The organism is Amycolatopsis sp. NPDC114484, from assembly GCF_055633755.1.
Genome location: NZ_JBVKDQ010000002.1, coordinates 203,157 through 219,784 on the forward strand (window position 1 = coordinate 203,157; position 16,628 = coordinate 219,784).

Annotated in this window: 21 protein-coding genes and 5 tRNA genes; 15 read left to right on the forward strand and 11 right to left on the reverse strand. The window is 67.6% G+C overall.

Going from position 1 to position 16,628, the window contains the following annotated elements; genetic code table 11:
* Nucleotides 1–6: 6 nt before the first annotated feature.
* Nucleotides 7–534 (reverse strand): CGNR zinc finger domain-containing protein, encoded by a 528-nt coding sequence (locus ACZ7SW_RS06785; RefSeq protein ID WP_470229432.1) that lies wholly within the window; start codon nucleotides 532–534, stop codon nucleotides 7–9.
* Nucleotides 535–662: 128 nt separating this feature from the next.
* Between ACZ7SW_RS06785 and ACZ7SW_RS06790 the strand changes: the two genes are divergently transcribed.
* The 6 genes from ACZ7SW_RS06790 (at nucleotide 663) to ACZ7SW_RS06815 (ending at nucleotide 1,731) form a co-directional block, all read left to right on the forward strand.
* Nucleotides 663–797 carry a hypothetical protein gene (locus tag ACZ7SW_RS06790; RefSeq protein WP_470229433.1) on the forward strand — a complete coding sequence of 45 codons (135 nt, stop codon included), beginning with the start codon at nucleotides 663–665 and terminating at the stop codon, nucleotides 795–797.
* Nucleotides 798–1,170: 373 nt separating this feature from the next.
* Nucleotides 1,171–1,243, forward strand: a tRNA-Gly gene (locus tag ACZ7SW_RS06795).
* Nucleotides 1,244–1,270: 27 nt separating this feature from the next.
* Nucleotides 1,271–1,344 (forward strand) — tRNA-Arg (locus tag ACZ7SW_RS06800).
* Nucleotides 1,345–1,490: 146 nt separating this feature from the next.
* Nucleotides 1,491–1,562, forward strand: a tRNA-Gln gene (locus tag ACZ7SW_RS06805).
* Nucleotides 1,563–1,566: 4 nt separating this feature from the next.
* Nucleotides 1,567–1,638: transfer RNA gene (locus ACZ7SW_RS06810), tRNA-Gln, on the forward strand.
* A gap of 19 nt (nucleotides 1,639–1,657) precedes the next feature.
* Nucleotides 1,658–1,731, forward strand: a tRNA-Lys gene (locus ACZ7SW_RS06815).
* Here the strand turns inward: ACZ7SW_RS06815 and ACZ7SW_RS06820 are convergent.
* Nucleotides 1,693–2,184, reverse strand: coding sequence for a tyrosine-type recombinase/integrase (locus ACZ7SW_RS06820; protein WP_470229917.1), 492 nt, complete (start codon nucleotides 2,182–2,184; stop codon nucleotides 1,693–1,695). The genes ACZ7SW_RS06815 and ACZ7SW_RS06820 overlap by 39 nt on opposite strands.
* A gap of 23 nt (nucleotides 2,185–2,207) precedes the next feature.
* Here ACZ7SW_RS06820 and ACZ7SW_RS06825 point away from each other — a divergent pair, with 23 nt between their 5' ends.
* The 8 genes from ACZ7SW_RS06825 (at nucleotide 2,208) to ACZ7SW_RS06860 (ending at nucleotide 6,883) form a co-directional block, all read left to right on the forward strand.
* On the forward strand, nucleotides 2,208–2,480 hold the full coding sequence (locus ACZ7SW_RS06825; protein ID WP_470229434.1) for a hypothetical protein: 273 nt from the start codon (nucleotides 2,208–2,210) through the stop codon (nucleotides 2,478–2,480).
* An 87-nt stretch (nucleotides 2,481–2,567) separates the two neighbouring features.
* Nucleotides 2,568–3,152, forward strand: coding sequence for a TetR family transcriptional regulator (locus ACZ7SW_RS06830; protein WP_470229435.1), 585 nt, complete (start codon nucleotides 2,568–2,570; stop codon nucleotides 3,150–3,152).
* Between the two features lie 119 nt (nucleotides 3,153–3,271).
* Entirely contained in the window at nucleotides 3,272–4,291 is a 1,020-nt protein-coding gene (locus ACZ7SW_RS06835; RefSeq protein WP_470229436.1) for an NADP-dependent oxidoreductase, read from the forward strand.
* 88 nt (nucleotides 4,292–4,379) lie between these two features.
* Entirely contained in the window at nucleotides 4,380–5,228 is an 849-nt protein-coding gene (locus ACZ7SW_RS06840) for an alpha/beta fold hydrolase (RefSeq protein WP_470229437.1), read from the forward strand.
* A 209-nt stretch (nucleotides 5,229–5,437) separates the two neighbouring features.
* A complete protein-coding gene (locus tag ACZ7SW_RS06845; protein WP_470229438.1) occupies nucleotides 5,438–5,776 on the forward strand; it encodes a hypothetical protein in 339 nt (112 codons plus the stop codon).
* A gap of 5 nt (nucleotides 5,777–5,781) precedes the next feature.
* Nucleotides 5,782–6,123: an AMP-binding enzyme gene (locus ACZ7SW_RS06850; RefSeq protein WP_470229439.1), complete on the forward strand. Its 342-nt coding sequence runs from the start codon at nucleotides 5,782–5,784 to the stop codon at nucleotides 6,121–6,123.
* The gene (locus ACZ7SW_RS06855; RefSeq protein WP_470229440.1) at nucleotides 6,006–6,509 is read left to right on the forward strand and encodes an enoyl-CoA hydratase/isomerase family protein; all 504 of its coding nucleotides are present in this window, start codon (nucleotides 6,006–6,008) and stop codon (nucleotides 6,507–6,509) included. Before ACZ7SW_RS06850 ends, ACZ7SW_RS06855 begins: the two co-directional genes overlap by 118 nt.
* Nucleotides 6,470–6,883 (forward strand): SDR family NAD(P)-dependent oxidoreductase, encoded by a 414-nt coding sequence (locus ACZ7SW_RS06860; RefSeq protein ID WP_470229441.1) that lies wholly within the window; start codon nucleotides 6,470–6,472, stop codon nucleotides 6,881–6,883. The genes ACZ7SW_RS06855 and ACZ7SW_RS06860 overlap by 40 nt, the downstream gene beginning before the upstream one ends.
* A gap of 92 nt (nucleotides 6,884–6,975) precedes the next feature.
* Here the strand turns inward: ACZ7SW_RS06860 and ACZ7SW_RS06865 are convergent, their stop codons facing one another.
* The 6 genes from ACZ7SW_RS06865 to ACZ7SW_RS06890 all read right to left on the reverse strand — a co-directional run bounded on the left by ACZ7SW_RS06865 (nucleotide 6,976) and on the right by ACZ7SW_RS06890 (nucleotide 12,395).
* Nucleotides 6,976–7,542 carry a hypothetical protein gene (locus tag ACZ7SW_RS06865; protein ID WP_470229442.1) on the reverse strand — a complete coding sequence of 189 codons (567 nt, stop codon included), beginning with the start codon at nucleotides 7,540–7,542 and terminating at the stop codon, nucleotides 6,976–6,978.
* A gap of 148 nt (nucleotides 7,543–7,690) precedes the next feature.
* On the reverse strand, nucleotides 7,691–8,716 hold the full coding sequence (locus ACZ7SW_RS06870; protein WP_470229443.1) for a methyltransferase: 1,026 nt from the start codon (nucleotides 8,714–8,716) through the stop codon (nucleotides 7,691–7,693).
* Entirely contained in the window at nucleotides 8,674–10,047 is a 1,374-nt protein-coding gene (locus tag ACZ7SW_RS06875; RefSeq protein WP_470229444.1) for a flavin-dependent oxidoreductase, read from the reverse strand. The genes ACZ7SW_RS06870 and ACZ7SW_RS06875 overlap by 43 nt, the downstream gene beginning before the upstream one ends.
* Nucleotides 10,048–10,052: 5 nt before the next feature.
* On the reverse strand, nucleotides 10,053–10,553 hold the full coding sequence (locus ACZ7SW_RS06880; protein ID WP_470229445.1) for a hypothetical protein: 501 nt from the start codon (nucleotides 10,551–10,553) through the stop codon (nucleotides 10,053–10,055).
* A 746-nt stretch (nucleotides 10,554–11,299) separates the two neighbouring features.
* Entirely contained in the window at nucleotides 11,300–11,845 is a 546-nt protein-coding gene (locus tag ACZ7SW_RS06885) for a hypothetical protein (protein WP_470229446.1), read from the reverse strand.
* 178 nt (nucleotides 11,846–12,023) lie between these two features.
* Nucleotides 12,024–12,395: a hypothetical protein gene (locus tag ACZ7SW_RS06890; RefSeq protein WP_470229447.1), complete on the reverse strand. Its 372-nt coding sequence runs from the start codon at nucleotides 12,393–12,395 to the stop codon at nucleotides 12,024–12,026.
* Between ACZ7SW_RS06890 and ACZ7SW_RS06895 the strand changes: the two genes are divergently transcribed.
* The gene (locus tag ACZ7SW_RS06895) at nucleotides 12,394–12,720 is read left to right on the forward strand and encodes a hypothetical protein (protein WP_470229448.1); all 327 of its coding nucleotides are present in this window, start codon (nucleotides 12,394–12,396) and stop codon (nucleotides 12,718–12,720) included. The genes ACZ7SW_RS06890 and ACZ7SW_RS06895 overlap by 2 nt on opposite strands.
* Before the next feature lie 99 nt (nucleotides 12,721–12,819).
* On the opposite strand, the gene ACZ7SW_RS06900 is transcribed toward ACZ7SW_RS06895, so the two are convergent.
* The 3 genes from ACZ7SW_RS06900 to ACZ7SW_RS06910 all read right to left on the reverse strand — a co-directional run bounded on the left by ACZ7SW_RS06900 (nucleotide 12,820) and on the right by ACZ7SW_RS06910 (nucleotide 15,687).
* Complete coding sequence (locus tag ACZ7SW_RS06900; protein ID WP_470229449.1) at nucleotides 12,820–13,230, reverse strand: hypothetical protein; 411 nt, start codon at nucleotides 13,228–13,230, stop codon at nucleotides 12,820–12,822.
* A gap of 129 nt (nucleotides 13,231–13,359) precedes the next feature.
* Nucleotides 13,360–14,304 (reverse strand): terpene synthase family protein, encoded by a 945-nt coding sequence (locus ACZ7SW_RS06905; RefSeq protein WP_470229450.1) that lies wholly within the window; start codon nucleotides 14,302–14,304, stop codon nucleotides 13,360–13,362.
* 291 nt (nucleotides 14,305–14,595) lie between these two features.
* Nucleotides 14,596–15,687 carry an SDR family NAD(P)-dependent oxidoreductase gene (locus ACZ7SW_RS06910; RefSeq protein WP_470229451.1) on the reverse strand — a complete coding sequence of 364 codons (1,092 nt, stop codon included), beginning with the start codon at nucleotides 15,685–15,687 and terminating at the stop codon, nucleotides 14,596–14,598.
* Nucleotides 15,688–16,628: the final 941 nt, after the last annotated feature.

Consider the following 16,628-nt stretch of genomic DNA (forward strand, 5'->3'; position numbering starts at 1 on the left):
CGCGGCCTAACCCGCGAGCTGCCGCGCGCGATGGTCGGCGACGTTGACCCGCGTGCCGCAGCGAGTGGAACAAAAGCGCCGGCGCCCGTTGCGCGACGTGTCCACGAACGCGATGCCGCACCCTTCGCGCGCACAGACGCCGAGGCGGTGCGGCTCCTCGCACACGAGATGCGCGAGCCCGCCCGCGGTGTAGGCGTAGAACCTCTCGACCACGCCCGCGCCTTCGCTGGAGTAATGCAGGTGCGGCGCTTTTCCGTCGTGGCTGGCGATGTTCGGCCGGCACGCGGCGACGGCGAGCAGCTCGTTCAGGAGATCGATCCGTTCGGCGGTCGTCTCCGCGACGAACACCCGGTGCAGCCGCCGCCCCCACTCGAGAATCCGTGCCGCCTCTTCCGCGGTGATGCGCGGCAGCACCATGTCGCGCGCCTGCCCCGCGGCCCGCACCTCGGCGGCCGTGACGTCGTCGCGCTGCGCAAGGGTGGCCAGGTCGGCGGCTACTTGCGCGCCCGCGCCACCGTAAGGGTTGAAGTGCACTCGGTCATTACAGCACGATCTGTCTTCCGGGGAAAGCCCGGCCGGAAATACCTCTCCGGAAAATAAGATTGACGCACCGCTCGCGGGTGAGCGAAGATGAATGCACAACAGCGAATGAAGGAGCGGTCATGACGAACATGCGGAAGCGGGAGATGCGAGGCCACTATCCGGCCGCGGTCCGCGCTGCCCAGTGTTCGCTGGCCTATCAGCGCCAATCCTGCCGAAAAGGCGGGTTCCACGGCGGTATTCGCTCCCTGACCTGACGCGGCAGTCGCCGCACGCAGGGAGCCGCCCGTCGGGAAACCGATCCGGGCGGCTCTTTTCGTCAGGGCCTCCGAACGCCATTGATTTCGATCGCCGCAATTTATTGTCGCGACGGTATTTTCCTGCTGCCCATTTCGCGATGGGCGTGGTTCGTTGACAACTGCACAACTGAGCAAGACATTTCCGAGACTCGTCCCCGTCGCCTCGCCCGCGGCCAGGACGAGCGCCGGGCCCGGCAGCCACGCGCTCGCCGGGCCGGCACGGTGAAGACGGGGCGGTGGCGGCCCCACCCGGCTGTAACCCGGGCGCCTGTTAAGGCAGTGAGGGTTCGACTCCCTCCTTCACCACCGCGCCCTGACCAGGGCGTGTCCTGCGGTCGTGGTGAACTCGGCGGACACGTCGGTCTTCCAAACCGAAGAAGAGGGTTCGATGCCCTCCGGCCGTTCGCGGTCCGGCGCCGTGCCGGACGCACACCCTTGTAGCTCAGCGGGAGAGAGCGCCGCACTACGAATGCGGAGGTCCCAGGTTCGATTCCTGGCAGGGGTACGGGCCCGGCGCCGAGGGGGCGCCGGGGCCTTCCACCACGCGGGCCCGGCCCGCATCCCGGATGCGAGGGGCATCGGCGACCCCGCCTGGTTCGGGACCAGTAGACACCGCGTTCGACCCGCGGGCATCCGACTCGCTAGGCCAGTTCCCGGTTGGTGTAACCGGCAGCATCGCGGATTTTGGATCCGCGGGCCCAGGTTCGAATCCTGGACCGGGAGCCGATGCCCGTTCGTCCAACTGGCAGGACGCCGCGCTCTGGACGCGGAAACCGAGGTTCGAACCCTCGACGGGCAGCACAACCCCGCATCGCCGCGGGCCGTTAGCTCAATCGCGCAGAGCAGCCGGCTTTTACCCGGCGGGTTCAGGGTTCGAGTCCCTGGCGGCCCACTCTCGAACCCCAGGTCGCCGGGGTCGGCGACCTGGGGTTTTGTGCTGTCCGGGCGAGTTTCTCCCAGGCTTGGACTGTCCATTGTGGTCTGATGCGAGTCCGAGAGCGCGGGCGCGGCGCACGGCGGTTCGCCGGGGGATCGCCGACGCGAGTTTCCGTGCGGCGTCGGCGGCGACTTCCTGGGGGACGTTGGCGTAGAGGTCCATGGTGACCTTGATCGACGAGTGGCGGAGGATGTGCTGGATCACCTTCATGTCCACTCCGGCGGCAAGCATGAGCGTCGCCGCTCCGTGGAGGGTGAACGGGGGCAAGTCGGCTGCCTGGATCAGATCGGTGAACTCGTCCGAGACGTCCGCGGGATGCAGCGGACTGCCGTCGGGGCAGGTGAAGACGAGGTCGTGATCCTGCCAGCGGCTGCCGAGGCATGCCTTGGCCTCGTCCTGACGCGCCAGGTGCTGCTGCGCTCAGTCAGCTCATGCTGGCTGATGGCGAGATTGTCGACTTCGTCGTGACTGAAGGTCTGGTCCAGGCCGTAGAGGTAGCGGGCCAGAAGGAGGTCGGGGTGGATTTGGGCGTGTTCGCTGTGGAAGGCACCGACCGCGATCACGAAGGGAACGCCTTCGACGTGTGGCAATTGCCAGTAGGCACGGCCCTTCTCGGCACCGTGCGCCAGTTTGCGGCGGAGAGCCTTGTCGAGCTGGAAGACGAACTCCTCATCGGCAGTTCCCGGGTCGTTTTTGAATTATGATCCTACTGTCACGACGGGTTCGGATGTCGATCGGCATACAATGGTGCCGATGCCCGGGTTGTCGGGCTGTCGATGCGAGGCAGGAGCGTGCGGGTGGCCCGGTACGGCAAGGAGCACAAGGAGGCGACGAGGCAGCGGATCGTCGAGACCGCGGCTCGTCGGTTCAAGCGGGACGGGATCGACGGTGCGGGGATCGCGACGTTGATGGGGGACGCCGGTCTGACGAACGGCGCGTTCTATGCGCATTTCGAGTCGAAGGACGATCTGGTCGCCACCGTGGTCGGGGAGCAGTTGAGTCGTCAGGCGGCGAATTTCGCCGAGTTGCCGGCGGGGCGGGCGGGGCTGGAGGAGTTCGTGCGCGGGTATCTTTCGCGCGAGCATCGGGATCACCGCGATGCCGGGTGCCCCTCGGCCGCGCTGCTGGACGAGATCGGTCGTTGTGCCGCGCCTGCGCGGAAGGCGTATACGAAGGGCGCCAAGGCGATCCTGGACGAGATCTGCATTCGTCTCGCTCCGGAGGATCCGGGGTCGGCGCGGGGGAAGGCGTTCACTCTGTACGCGATGTTGGTCGGGACGATGCAGCTGGCTCGGGCGGTGTCGGATCCGAGACTGTCGAAGGCGGTTCTGGAGGAAGGCGCCGAGAACGCGCTCGCGTTGATCGCGGCCGCCTGACCGATCCTGACGCGCTGATCGGGGCGAGCATTGTCACGCCGCATTGGTATTACGATCGTACTATGATGTAGTTGCCGGGACGGTCCGGCGTGACCGGGGCGGCGGCTCAGGAGGATGACATGAAGGCTTTCGTGGTCGACCGGTACGGCAAGGACGGTCCGCGTGCCGCCGAGGTGCCCGAGCCTGTCCCAGGGCGGGCCGATGTCCTGGTCCGGGTGCGTGCGGCGAGCGTCAATCCGCTGGACAGGATGGTCCGCGACGGCGAGTTCAAGCGGCTGGTCAAGTACAAGCCGCCGTTCGTGCTCGGCCATGACCTCGCGGGCGTGGTCGCCGCGGTCGGCGCCGGCGTGCGGGACTTCGCGGTCGGCGACGAGGTGTACGCGCGCCCGCGGGATCTCCGGATCGGGACGTTCGCCGAGTTCATCGCGGTCGACGAGGACGACGTCGCGCTCAAGCCGGAGTCGCTGACGTTCGAGGAGGCGGCGGCGGTGCCGCTGGTCGCCTTGGCGGCGTGGCAGATTCTGGTGGAGCGCGCACAGGTGCGGCCGGGCGACAAGGTGCTGGTGCATGCCGGGGCAGGTGGTCTTGGTTCGACGGTGATCCAGCTGGGCAAGCATCTCGGCGCTCTCGTGGCGACCACTGCGGGAGCGGCGTCCGGCGAGCTGGTGAGGAGTCTCGGGGCGGATGTCGTCATCGACTACGCCAAGCAGGATTTCTCCGAGGTGCTGTCCGGGTACGACCTCGTCGTCGACTCTCTCGGGGGACGGAATCTGGGGAAGTCCCTCACGGTGCTGAAGCCCGGCGGGCTCGCGATCGGGGTGTCCGGGCCGCCGGACGCGGGGTTCGCCCGGCAGGTCGGTGCGCCGGCGCCGTTGGGGCTGGTGATGAGCTTGCTCAGTCGCAAGGTGCGGAAGCGGGCGAGGGCGCGCGGGGTGCGGTACGAGTTCTTCTTCATGCGGGCCAGCGGTGCGCAGTTGCGCGAACTCGGTGCCCTGTACGACGCGGGCGTGCTGCGGCCGGTGCTCGACAGCACGTTCCTGTTCGAAAAGACCTCCGAGGCGATGGCCTATGTCGAGCAGGGGCGCTCGAGAGCCGGGAAGGTCGTCGTCACGATGAAAGACGAGCCCGCTGCGGAGTGACGGCCGGGAGGTTTCGTCATGGTTCAAGCCGGCCGTATTAAATTACGGCCATAAGGTAAGCGAGCGCAATGCCATCAGGTGAGGTCGGATGAAAGCGACACAGAGCATGAAGTGGATCGACGTGCCCACCCGCACGGTCGAAGTCGGCGTGGTCCCGTTCGCGTACCGGGAGTTCGGTCCGGCCGACGGGGTTCCGGTGGTGTTCCTGCACCACCTGATGGCCGTCTTGGACGACTGGGACCCGCTGGTCATGGACGGCATCGCCGCCCGGCGCCGGGTGATCGCGTTCGACAACCGCGGGGTCGGCGGGTCCGGCGGGTCGGCGCCGCACAGCGTCGAGGAGATGGGCCGCGACGCTGTCGCCTTCATTCGGGCGCTGGGGCTGGAGAAGGTCGACCTCCTCGGGTTCTCGCTTGGCGGCGGGGTGGCGCAAATGGTGGCCTTGCAGGCTCCGGAACTGGTGCGCCGGATGGTCCTGGCGGGAACCGGTCCGCGCGGAGGCGGCGGCATCGAGGAGATCACCAAGGTCGCGGTCGGGGCGTATGTCAAGGCCGCGCTCACGGTGAAAGACGCGAGGACGTTCCTGTTCTTCCCGCGCGACGCCGAGGGCAAGCGGGCCGCGAAGGACTACCTGGCCCGGCTCAAGGAGCGCACCCGCAGCCGGGACAAGCGGATCTCGCCGCAGGCCCGCCGCGCGCAGTTGAAGGCTATCCGGGCAGCGGGGCTGAGCGAACCGGACGACCTCTCGGTGATCACGCGGCCGGTCTTCGTCGTCAACGGCGATCACGACCTGATGGTCTCGAGCAGTCTCTCGGCCGACCTGGCCCGCCGGATCCCGAACGCCCGGCTGAAGATCTACTCGAACGCCGGGCACGGCGGCATCTTCCAGCACCACCAGGAGTTCGTCCCTGAAGTGCTCAAATTCCTCGAAGGCTGAGATGACCGGCAGTTCGACCGTCTGGGCATTGATCGGCTCTGAGGTGCTCGGTCAGGGGTGCGGGTGAGTCGGCGACCTCATTCCGGTCACGCGCAAGCACCAGCAGCGTCGGGGGTGCCCGAGGGGCTTCGGCTCCAGCGGCTCTCCAGTGCGGGGAGCCACTGACCGCGGAGGTCAACGAGTGGACCGAACAGGCGCTCGGCCTGCAGGTGCACGACTACGGGCAAACCGAACTCGGCATGGCGCTCGGGTTTCCGCACCACCCGGACCTGACGGTTCCGGTGGCGCCGCAGACCATGGGCGTCGCGCTGCCCGGCTGGTCGGTCACCGTCCTGAAGGAAGGCGCTAGCATCCCCGCGGAAGTCGGGGAAACCGGGCTGCTCGCCGTTGGCATCGCCGACAGCCCCTTGATGACCTTCACCGGTTACGCCGCGGGCCGTTCGTCGGCCGACCGGTTCACCGCGGACGGTGCCTACTACCTCACCGGGGACCTCCCGGTCCGCAACGCCACGGCACGCTGCGGTTCTCCTCCCGCGACGACGACGTGATCATCATGGCCGGGTACCGCATCGGGCCGTTCGACATCGAGTCGGTGCTCGCGCAGCACGAGGCGATCGAGGAGAGCGCGGTCGTCGCCGGACCCGATCCGGTGCGCGGCGCGTTCGTCGTCCTGCGCTCCGGTCTCACGGATTCACGGCGCACACGCCTATCCGCGGCGGGTGCACGTCGTGGATACGCCTGCCGAAGACCCCGAGCGGGAAGATCCGCCGGGCCGAGTTGCGCACGGTCTCCGCGCTGCTCCGCCAGATCGAGCGCAGCCCGCTGCCCGTGGTGGCGGCACTGCACGGCCACGCGGTCGCGTGCGATGCGGTGGTCGCCGAAACCGGCACCCTGATCGGCGACGGCCACATCCGCAACCAGCTCGTCCCCGGCACCGGGTCGGCGGTGCGGATCCGGCGCAAACTGGGCGACGCGCTCGGCCGTTGCCTGACCCTCACCGGCGAACTCCTTCCCGCGGAACGCCTCTTCGCAACGGGCTGGCTGCACACGATCACCGAAGCCGGTCACAGTGCCGACGAGGGGCAACGCGTCGCGGAAACCCTTGCCAGAGCGGCAAATCCCGCCAAAGTCGCGCTGAAGACGATGCGCGGAGCTGGACGAGACACCGTCCACAGAGGACGCACTGCAACGGGAGCTGGAGATCTTCGGCCGGTACTGGGCCGAACACGATGTCCCGCGCGATGGCCCACCGCTTCGCCGCCGAGGACGCCGCGGTCGTGATCGGCGAGATCAACGAGACCGCCGGCGCGGAACTCGCCGCCGAACTGACCAACGGCTACGGCGTGCCCGCTCGCGCCCTGGACGTGACGCGCTCAGCCGACGCCGACTGGCACGCTGTCGTCGACACCAGCCTGTCCGCCGCGTTCTACTGCATCCAGGCCGTGCTGCCGTTCATGCGCGAACGCCGCTACGGCCGCGTCCTGTCCTTCTCCTCGATGAGCTGGCGCGGCAACTTCGGACAGGCCGACTACGTCGCCGCCAAAGCAGGCATTGCCGGACTGACCCGGACCACCGCGCTGGAAGGCGCCCGCCACGGCATCACCGCGAACGCCATCGCTCCCGGTCTCATCGAAACCCCGATGCTGCCCTGCTGACTGACTCGGTTCCCAGCGCGGCCGGGCAGGGGACGCGTCGTCGCCGGCGGGTACGCGCAATTCCCGATACGTCATCGCAAGATTGGTGATCGTCATGATGACGGCACCGCACAGAGGGGTCCGCCGTGGCGTCCCGAGGCATGGCCGGCATCGTCGAAGATCGATGCGAGGTAGGTCTCCCGAAGACACGCCACCCTGTGTCCGGCGACGTCCGCCCGGGCGACGACGTGGATGACGGGCCTGGCCGGCGCGGCGTCCGCATGCTCAGGGCAGTCAATCCCGAGGACGTGACGGCGGACGGCGAGTGTCGCGCACGCGTCCCCGAGCGTCAGGTCTGTAGTCCGCAACAGATGATCGACGCAGTAGGGCAAGCGTGCACCTAGGACAATGGCGTGGGTCACCGCCAGTACTCGGCCCCGTTCGGTGACCAGGCGAGCGACCCGCTGCCGGACCCGGGCACACGGCCGTGCGGCCAGGATCGCCCGGTCCTCCTCGGAGATGACCGTGGACGTGCGGGAAACGAGGACCGCCCGCACCGGAGCACCCTGCCACGCCGAGATCATCGGCACGACCCGGTCGACCGCGCCGAGCAACCGCGCGAACCGGGCCCGTTGGGCCTCGAACGCTTGCGCAGGAGCCGTTTCCAGCGTGTTCAGCACGACATATCACTCCAAGCGAACTCGAACGCGCCTTGGCCCTGTCGGACAATCCAGCGTCCACTATGGACATTCCCGGCCCGGTCATTCGGTTCGGGCCCAGCCGCCGAATCGGAAGTGCGGTCACGGGAGCTTGTCGTCACGGCGCGATTCAGCCGCGCTCGGCCTCGATGATCGAGAGCGGGCCTCGGGTCGGGACGACCCGGGTGACCCGGAGACCTGCCTGGTCGAGCAGGGCGTGGAACTGGGCTTCGGTGCGTTCGCGTCCTGTCAGCAGGAAGGCCATGACGATGTCGAGAACCTTGCTGTAGCTGGGCTCGTTGCCGACGGGGACCACGGTGTCGAACACCAGGACGCGTCCGCCTTGGTTCAAGGCCTCGCGAGAGTTCCTGAGGATGCGCACGCAGTGTTCGTCGCTCCAGTCGTGGAGGATGTAGGTGAGCACGTGGAGGTCGCCGGAAGGCACGGATTCGAAGAAGTCGCCCGTGGCCAGCTGCCAGCAGCTGGGGTCGAGATCGCCGAGGCAGTGATCGGCGAGGACATGCTCGCGGTCGAACAGCACGCCGGTGAGCCCCGGGTTGCGAAGGAGGATGTCCTTGAGGAACCCGCCCTTGCCGCCCCCGATGTCGACGACCACGCCGGAGTCCGGGAAAGCGTAGCCGGCGAGGGCGAGTTTGCGTGTCGCGTCGGAGAAACTGCCCATATTGCCGTGGAACTCGGCGCCTGCATCGGGGTCTTGGGCGAGGTAGTCGAAGAAAGGCATCGCGAAGACGCGGTCGAAAGCCGGCTGGCCGTCCTTGACGGAGGTCACTAGTTCGAATGCCGCGAACCAGTGGGTCCGCATCGTGCTCATGATGACACCACCCCGCGCCGAGGACGGCGCGTCGGACCGCAACGCGTCGGAGAGTTCGGTCATCTCGAATCGTTGCTGGTCGTCCTCGCGGAATATGCCCCGGGTCGCGAGAAGGCGCAGCACCCGGTAGAGCATGCCGGCATCGGCTCCGGTGGCGGCGGCGAGGTCGGTCGCGGAGCGCGGCTGGCCGTCGAAGTGATCGGCGACGCCGAGAAGCGCCGCCGAGCGCAAAGCTGCTGCGTACGTGTAGCTCATCGACTCGGAAATGACGGCGGTCGCGGCTATCTCGCTGGCGGGCGTGGGGGCTGACTCGGCGATGGCCATTGCTGTCCTCCTGCCTGTTCAGGCGTCGTGTCGAGCGGACTCAGAAACGCCGCGGTGGAGCCGGGCGGCGGAAGCGGCCGGGGCACTGTCCAGGACGGGCGCTGGTTCAGTTCGGTGACGGCGAAGCCCGCTACCTGCCGGTAGCGACCAGTCGCCTGGCTGAGCTCTTCGGCGGTCAGCACGTCCTCGATGCGGGCGAAGCCGGTGGGTGCTCGCTGCTCGACCAGAGCCATGACTCGTTCGGGGCCCAAGTCGCGGTTGGCGAGAATCAGATCAGTGGTCGGTGGTCGCCGCGCGGCCTCGTAGGAGCGCAGCCCCGCTCGCGGGTCTTTGTCGGACGCCAGGCACCACGCCAGGACCCGGGCGTCGAGGATGGCCTGCGAGGCACCGTTCGATCCGACGGGATACGTGGGATGGGCGGCGTCGCCGAGGAGGGTCACCGCTCCCTCGCCCCAGCGGGGCAGTGGGTCGCGGTCGACCATGGGGTACTCGAAGATTTCGGCGGTGGCCTCGATCAGCGCGGGGACGTCGAGCCAGTCGAACCGCCACTCGGCGAAGGCAGGCAGGACGTCGTCGCGGCTGCCGCGGCGGCGCCAGTCCGCCGGGGCGCGTCCCGGTGCGGCGTCCTTGATCTCGGCGACCCAGTTCACCAGAGCGCGCCCACGGGCTTGCGCCTCAGGCGAGATCGGGTAGGCGACGAACTTCGCACTGAGATTGCTGCCCGCCATGATCATCGTGCGGCCATTCAGGAAGGATCCGCGCTCCGCGACCCCTCGCCACATCCGGATGCCGTTCCACAGCGGCGGCCCCTCGCCGGGGTGCAGCTGGCGGCGGACCGCCGAGTTGATGCCGTCGGCGCCGACCAGGACGTCGGCGAAGGCGATCTCGCGGGTTCCGCGGCGGTGCCGGAGAGTCACCCTGACCCCGCCCGGGTCCTGGTCGAAGCGCTCGACCGCCACGCCGCTGCGGACCGCCTCCGCACCCGTGCACTGGCGCACGGCGTCGAGCAGGAGCCGCTGGAGTCGCCCCCGGTGGATCGAGTACTGGGGCCAGCGGTAACCGGCGGCCGCCCCGCGCGGCTCGGCCCAGATCCGGCTGCCGAAGCGATCGTGGTAGACGAGCTCGGCAGTGGGGACGCCAGACGCCGCGAGAGCGTCCGCGAGGCCGAGTTCCGTCAGTTCCCGGACAGCGTGCGGCAGCACATTGATACCGACACCGAGAGGCCGGAGTTCGCGGGCGGCATCGACGCAGGCGGCCTCGATGCCGGCCGCCTCCAGGCTGAGCATCGTCGCGAGCCCGCCGATACCGGCCCCCGCAACCAGCACGCGCACTTTCCTCACCTCGAAGGCACAGGAAGGGTGAATGTCTCGTGGACTACGGCAGCGGGCCCGGTCGCCGTGGAAATGATCGAACGCCGCCATGGTCGTTGTTCTTGCGATTCGTCGAAACAGGAAGCGACGACCCGACGGAATACCGGAACCTCATGGCGATGGAGGAGCGCCCCGAGCGGCGTGTCGCTGGTCGTGAGGCCGTGGCGGACCTCGCTCGGAAGGTGTTGGGGCGCGAGGACGCACGTGGCGTCGACGTACACGAACCCGGTCAGCCGGCCCCGCAACCGGACCGAGCGGTTGATCGCACCAGCGCAGACCCCGGGGAACAGCCCCTGCAATTCAGCAACCAACCCAACGTCATCCGATGGCACCAATTCGGCCGCGAACGACTCTTCATAAACAGCCTGCAATAAAAGCGTCGCATGCCCGTCACTGTTTCTCAGGCACCTGTGCAACAAACCAAGGATCTCATGCTCGGTCGCGTCATGTGCCGTCGAGAGGCTCACGCGAAATCACCTCCGCGTCCCGTCGAGATGATCGCGGGAACTCCGCTTCTCCCGGAACGTTGCTGCCTCGAATGCCAAGTGTCCCTTCTTCGATGCCTACCGTCGATCGGACGTTCGCATGAAGCACGTAACCCCACGGGCGTAAATTTTGGGATTGAGGACATTACTTCCTGTTGCCGGGCGGCCGATGGCCAGATCGTCGCCTAGATCGACTCGGTCGCCGATTTCTGCGCATTTGCGTAGAGTATCGCTGCCGGGAAGTGAATATTCCAGAACAGGGGCCGCCCAAGCCGTGTGAGCCCACAGGAAACGGCGGAGATCCCGTTGCGTGGAGACATACACGGCGGGTTCGGCGAGCAGACCATGGAAACGGACCGGCAGCAATGCCGAGACCGCGCCATGGCTGCACTCTTCTGCCCGGGTATCGTGCAGCCGGGATCAAGGATGGGGATGACTTCCTCGTGGTCATGATCCACCCGGATCGGATCGTCTCCCCAGGATCGGTGTTTCCGGCCCGATATGCCGGGTGCCCGGATTCTGATGCTGGCAGCAGGTGCTGCTGATCTCCACAGCCAAACTCGCCCGGCACTGACCGCGCGCCAGGCCCAAAGCCAGCCGTGTCGACCGGTTGGAGACCACGTACGGCGCGTCTGTTGCAGGTGATCGGCGGCTAGACATCGGGTCGGCGGAATAGCACAAGTGTTGGCAGCGACAGACTCGCGCGAACTCGACGCGTTAGATCGCCGTCACGTAGACGAGCGCGAGATCCCTAAGGCAGGCATTTCGATAGTGACAGGCCCGCGGTTGTCGGCCCGCTCAAGCGTACGGTCGAGATCAGCGGGCTTTGCGGTGGCGGCCGTGATGCTGTCGTTCAGACCTTCGACTTCGCGGAGCCAGCCGTTGAGGCTGGCCTCGCGGATCCGGTCTCGGAGATTGGCGACGATCTCCATCAGTCGGGCTCGTTGGCGCGGATCGACGTGAAGCATCGGGCAACGGACACAGGCATGCTCGTGCTTGCGGGGCGTGCCGTAAGGACGTCCGCAGTCGCCGAGTTCGAGCTTGCGCAGATGGAAGTGCTGTTGGAATTCGGCCCACTCTTGTTCTGTCGGTTCGCGGTACTCTGCTTCTGGCCGCGCGGCGCGTCGTTTGTCCAAATAGGACCGGCAGGAGCGGATGATGTCGTCATTGAAGACCGCAAGATAGCCTTGGGTGGTCTGCGGACTTGCGTGTCCGAGCACTCGAGCCGCGATGTGGACCGGCGGGCTGCCGGTGACCGCCTCCGCGGCAAACATGCGGCTTGTGTCCGCATTCGCCGTGTGCGGTTGGGTTCGTGTGGCGATTGAATTGCGCGAGGTTGGTAATTGCGGAGTTCGCGACGCAGGCCGTGGTTGGTGTTGCAATAGCCCTTCTTCGCTGTGGCGGGTGTTACTGCCTGACTTGCTGGACCAGGCTCGGAGCGTCAGGTGATGGTCATACGTCTCGGGACGGCTGATCGGGTTTGCTCGATGTGTGATGTGATGTCGACTTGGACGGTTTTTGCCGCCGAGTCCAGAGGCCGATCTCGGTGCCGAGACGTGTCTCAGCACGAGCGATTACCTCGTTGAGGGGTTGACCGTCGATGAGGGGGTTGAAGGTGCGGGCGGCCTGGATCAGGAACATGGCTGTCTGGATCAACAGCCCCCAGGTCTGTTTGGCGGCGTAGTTGCTGAGCGTGCCAGTGCCGTCAACGTAGGCCATCCCGCCCTGCGGGCTGGGATGAATCTGAGCTGAGAGCAGGCGGTAGGCGACGTAGAGCTTCCTGGCGTCGTAGGCAATACAGAGGTCGGCGAAGTTTTCGATCATGCCGAAGAGCCGATGGCGAATCTGCGGCTTCGTCGAGAACCCATTGGAGCATCAGCGTGTGCTGGATGATCGAGCGGACAATCGGCCCGGATTCGCGTCCCAATCGGTTGTTGTGGGCAAGGGCAACCAGTTGGCTGCTGCGGTTGATCCTCGCCCACCAACCGAAGAGCGCCTTGAAGAGCCTGCTTGTATCGTGTTGACGGTGATCTCACCAGCTTCGGTGATTCTCTCGAGCTCATCGGTAAGCATCGTGATCGCTTCGTGCGCCCGTTGGCCTGTTGCCTCGTCGTCGGCGATGACGGTGTTGTCGCTGTCGTTCACTTGATCTTCCCTCGATTGGTATTGGGCAGACTGAAGAGCAAGTCCACTCGTGCTCGGTACCCCTGGGTTCGGTGACAACGCTGGCATGAAGCCCTCGGCGAGGTCAGCTGCATGATCCGATAACGGCCGCTCGCTGCGGCAGTCGGCTGACTCGGCTTGCGGAGGTGGCGGCGTTTCGCAGACGGCTGATCTCGTCGTGTTGAGCGGCGAGTCGTGCAAGAGCTTGGGTCTGGCAGTCGCTGAGCCCGGCGACGGCGTTGGTTGCCTTGGCAAGGCGGCCCTTCAGAGCGGTGATCTCGTTCTTGAGACGGGTGATCTGGGCGTCGCGCGGGTCGGGTTGCTCGCCGGTCCGCGGGCGGTGCACGTGCGACGAGGCGGTCGAGGGGACAGGTAGCGCTGCTGTCGGCACCGAGCAGCCTCGGTCGTCGCGAGTTCGCATTTGCTCCGACTCCCGATGCTCCAGGTTGTGAAACAGGTACTGAGCGAGGAACAGCGTCAGCAGATACAGGCGCATCGGGAGCAGGCCCGTCGCCAGGCGCGACGGGCGAGCCGGTCACCGACTCGCAGGGCTGGATGCACGGCAATCTCGGGCTGGCCCGCGGATGCCGCTCCGGATCACGAGAGCACGCGGGGCCGAGAGGCGTCACGGAGCGTAGCGCTCGCTGTGCTCGTGCCAGTCCGCGTGTCCCCGGACCCAGACCGCGAGCGCTTCGGCCCACCGGTGGAGGTCACCGCTGGCGTCGATCTCGTCGCGCAGGTCTTCCCGCAGCAGCACGAACAGGTCCACCTGGTCCTGGACGCGCGAAGCGACCAGCTGTGCGCAGTCGTCCGGCGGGCGGCCGGTGTGCCGGTGCAGGACGGTCACGTAGTTGAACAGGTCGCCGGCCGCGGTTTCCTTGGGCCAGGAGTACAGATCGTTGAGCCAGCCGATGATGTGGCCGGCCGTCCGCAGCATCAGCGGGATCTGCGGGTGGTCGGTGAAGGCCTGTTCGGGCAGCGCGGTGCGCAGCGCGGGCTCGACCAGGTGGGCCGACAGCATCGCCCCGGCCGAATCGAGGCGATGGAACTCAGCGTACAGAAGGGGGTGCATCGCCAGCCCGGCTGCCTGAGCCGCGGCCTGGCGGCGGTAAGAGCGCAGGAACCGGATCAGCAGGCTGGCGCAGCGCCGCCGCCACGAGGCGTCCGGCAACGCGTCGCAGGTTCTGGTCCACAGCTGTGCCAGCGCCCGGACGGCGGGCGGTTCGGCCCCGGTGAGTTCTGCCGGACGGAGCACCGACGACACCGCCAGTTCCACGATCTCCGTCACCTTCGGCGGATCGGGGTCGCGCGCCGCGTTGTCGAGCGGATCGTCCCACGCGAAGAACCAGGTCTGCCAGTCCGTCATCAGCCGGAGGGCATCGTCGTCGGCGCAGACGAACGCGTGCGCGGCGAGGCTTCCCAGCGCGAAGCTGTCGAACGCGCGGTCGTACTCGCCTTCGGGGATCATGCCGACCTCGCGAATCCACGTCGCGGCGCGGTCGATCGCGATGTCCGCCGATGGCGCGGGGTGGGCGGGAAGAGGGACGCGTATCGGATGGTGTGCGAGCAAGGGGGAAGCCTCTCTGGGCGGATGCCCTGTCGGCGAAGGGAACTCGAATCCGGTGCGACCGCTGGCCGTTCCGGGCAGTCTCTTGGGCCATCCGTGCCCGGCGGCCGGGCGGGACGATCCAGCAAGGTTGTAAACCGGCTTCGTGAGCCGGACGAGCGCATCCGGGACGCCGGTGCCCTCACGGCGGCCTTCGGCTAGCCGGCCGATCGCGTTCGGCCGGGTTTGCCTTGGCGTCACACGGGCCGCGGGTGTTCTGGCCCGGCTCGTGCGGGTCCGGGAAGAACCGACCGTTCATCCGATCTCCTCAGGGGCGTGACAGCGCGAAACCCCCGGAGTGAACTTGCCGTAGGCGCGCGCCTTCGCGAGCCAGTCGTGGATTTCGTTCTCCCACGGGTTGCCGGTGTACCCCTGCTCGAGGTGCGTCCGCGTCATTCCGATGTCGATCGTTCCGGGATCGAAGCCAATGGTGCTGACGCCGGTGCCGCGCAGTTCGCCGCCGAGATTGGCGGTGAGCGAGATCAGCGCCGCCTTCGACATGGAATAGGAGCTGGCGAACGGCGACTGCAACCGGCCTGCCCGGCTGACCACAGTGATCGCCCTTCCGAAGCCCCGCGCGACCATCGCGGGCACGACGTCGCGCGTGGCCGACAGGGCACCGAGGAGAGTGATTTCCACGGCGCGCCGCCACTCGTGGGCGAGCACCGCGGTCAAGCCGAGAGCGATCTGCCTCGACCGCCGCATCGAATCGGCCGCCAGACCCGCGAGCGCGGTCGTCAGCGACGTGCCGTTGACCAAAGCCAGCGCGTCGCGGCCGGTCAGCGGAAGCGGGTGCAGGCCGGACACGGCGAGAGCTTCGTCCGCGGGCATCCGCATGCCGTCCACGTAAGCGTGTCCGACGCCGCGCAGAGTCTGCACGACATGGGTGAGCGGCACGAGGTCGCCGCTCGCTCCGACCGAGCCGTACACCGGCACCGCCGGGGCGAAGGAGGTGCGCAGCATCGCCCGCAGCGCTTCGGCGACGGCAGGGGAGACTCCCGAGCGGCCCTGCGCTGCCGACCACAGCCGGACCAGCACGGCGGCTCGGACCGCCGCCGGCGGCAGATCCGGGCCCTGTCCCACCGACAGATGCTCCAGGACGTTGTCGCACTGGTCCTCCGCGGTGTCTCGGCCCTTGAACGTGACCAGCGGACCGAAACCTGTTCCGGCCCCGTATACCGGCCTTCCGTCGCTCAGGCACTTCTCGACGAACTCGCGTCCGCGCACGAGCGCGGCGAGGGACGCGTCGGACAACACGACGTCGACTGGTCCCGCCGCCAACGGCAAGTCGTCGACAAGCAAGGGGGAGTCTGTGTTCAGCGCCGCGATGCGTCGGATCTTGCTCATAACGCTCCGAATCGATGTGGTGCGAGCGCCGCCGCGTGGTGCACTGCGGATTTCTGTTGTTGATGGCGGAAACGTCCTGGAACAGCGGACTCCGCCGCGGTCGCGGGCATTCGCGCGGGAAGCGGGTGCGCTCCGGGCGCCGTGATCGCGGGCCTGCTGTCGCGGCGGGTCACGAGATCGCCATGGCCGCTCCTGTTCGCGTCGAGACCGGATTCGCGCGGGGCTCCACGACGCTCCGGATCTCGGGGCGACCGAGTTTTCCCTGTGCTGTTTGCGTTCCGGGGTTCCCTGCCGACCGACCGTTCCACCAACACTCCGCAATTGACAACAGACGTTCCGTCGGGCGGGACTACTCGGCGGGGCAGGGCCCGAACCCGGGCTCGACGCGGCGTGCCTTCGGACGGCCGGGCGCGCAGAGCACCCTCCCGTGCCGCGGAACAGGCCGTCGCCCGGGCGCGGGCGCCGTCGGACCCTCCAGACCACGACGCGAGGTGAGTCCGGCGCTGGAACTGCCGCCCCGATTGGCGCGGCAACCGACCGAATCTGAGGCGCGAGGTGCTAGTCGGGCCGGCCGCCGACGCCGGCCGGCCCATTGCTGACGACGAGGCTGCTCGGCTTTGCGTTCATCGGCACCCCGACCGGGATCGATTCGAACGACGGGACGACGAACGTGGCTGAAGACCGTTGGCTCGGCCTCCGGCCACGTCGGGTCAACAGGCAATAGCCCGGCGCTGCCCGCGAGGACCGAGGGTTCAGCGGCAACGCTTGCGGCCGTGGGGACGGTGGTCGCGCTTGCTGCGGCAGAACCGTCGGGTGTCGGTCGTGAAGCGGCCGACAGGGGAGGCACCGGGTGCCTGGTAGCGCCCGGGAAGAATCGCATTTGTCACGAAGATCAGTCCTTCGATCGCAATTTTTACGCCAATCATCCTGGGTCGGACAGA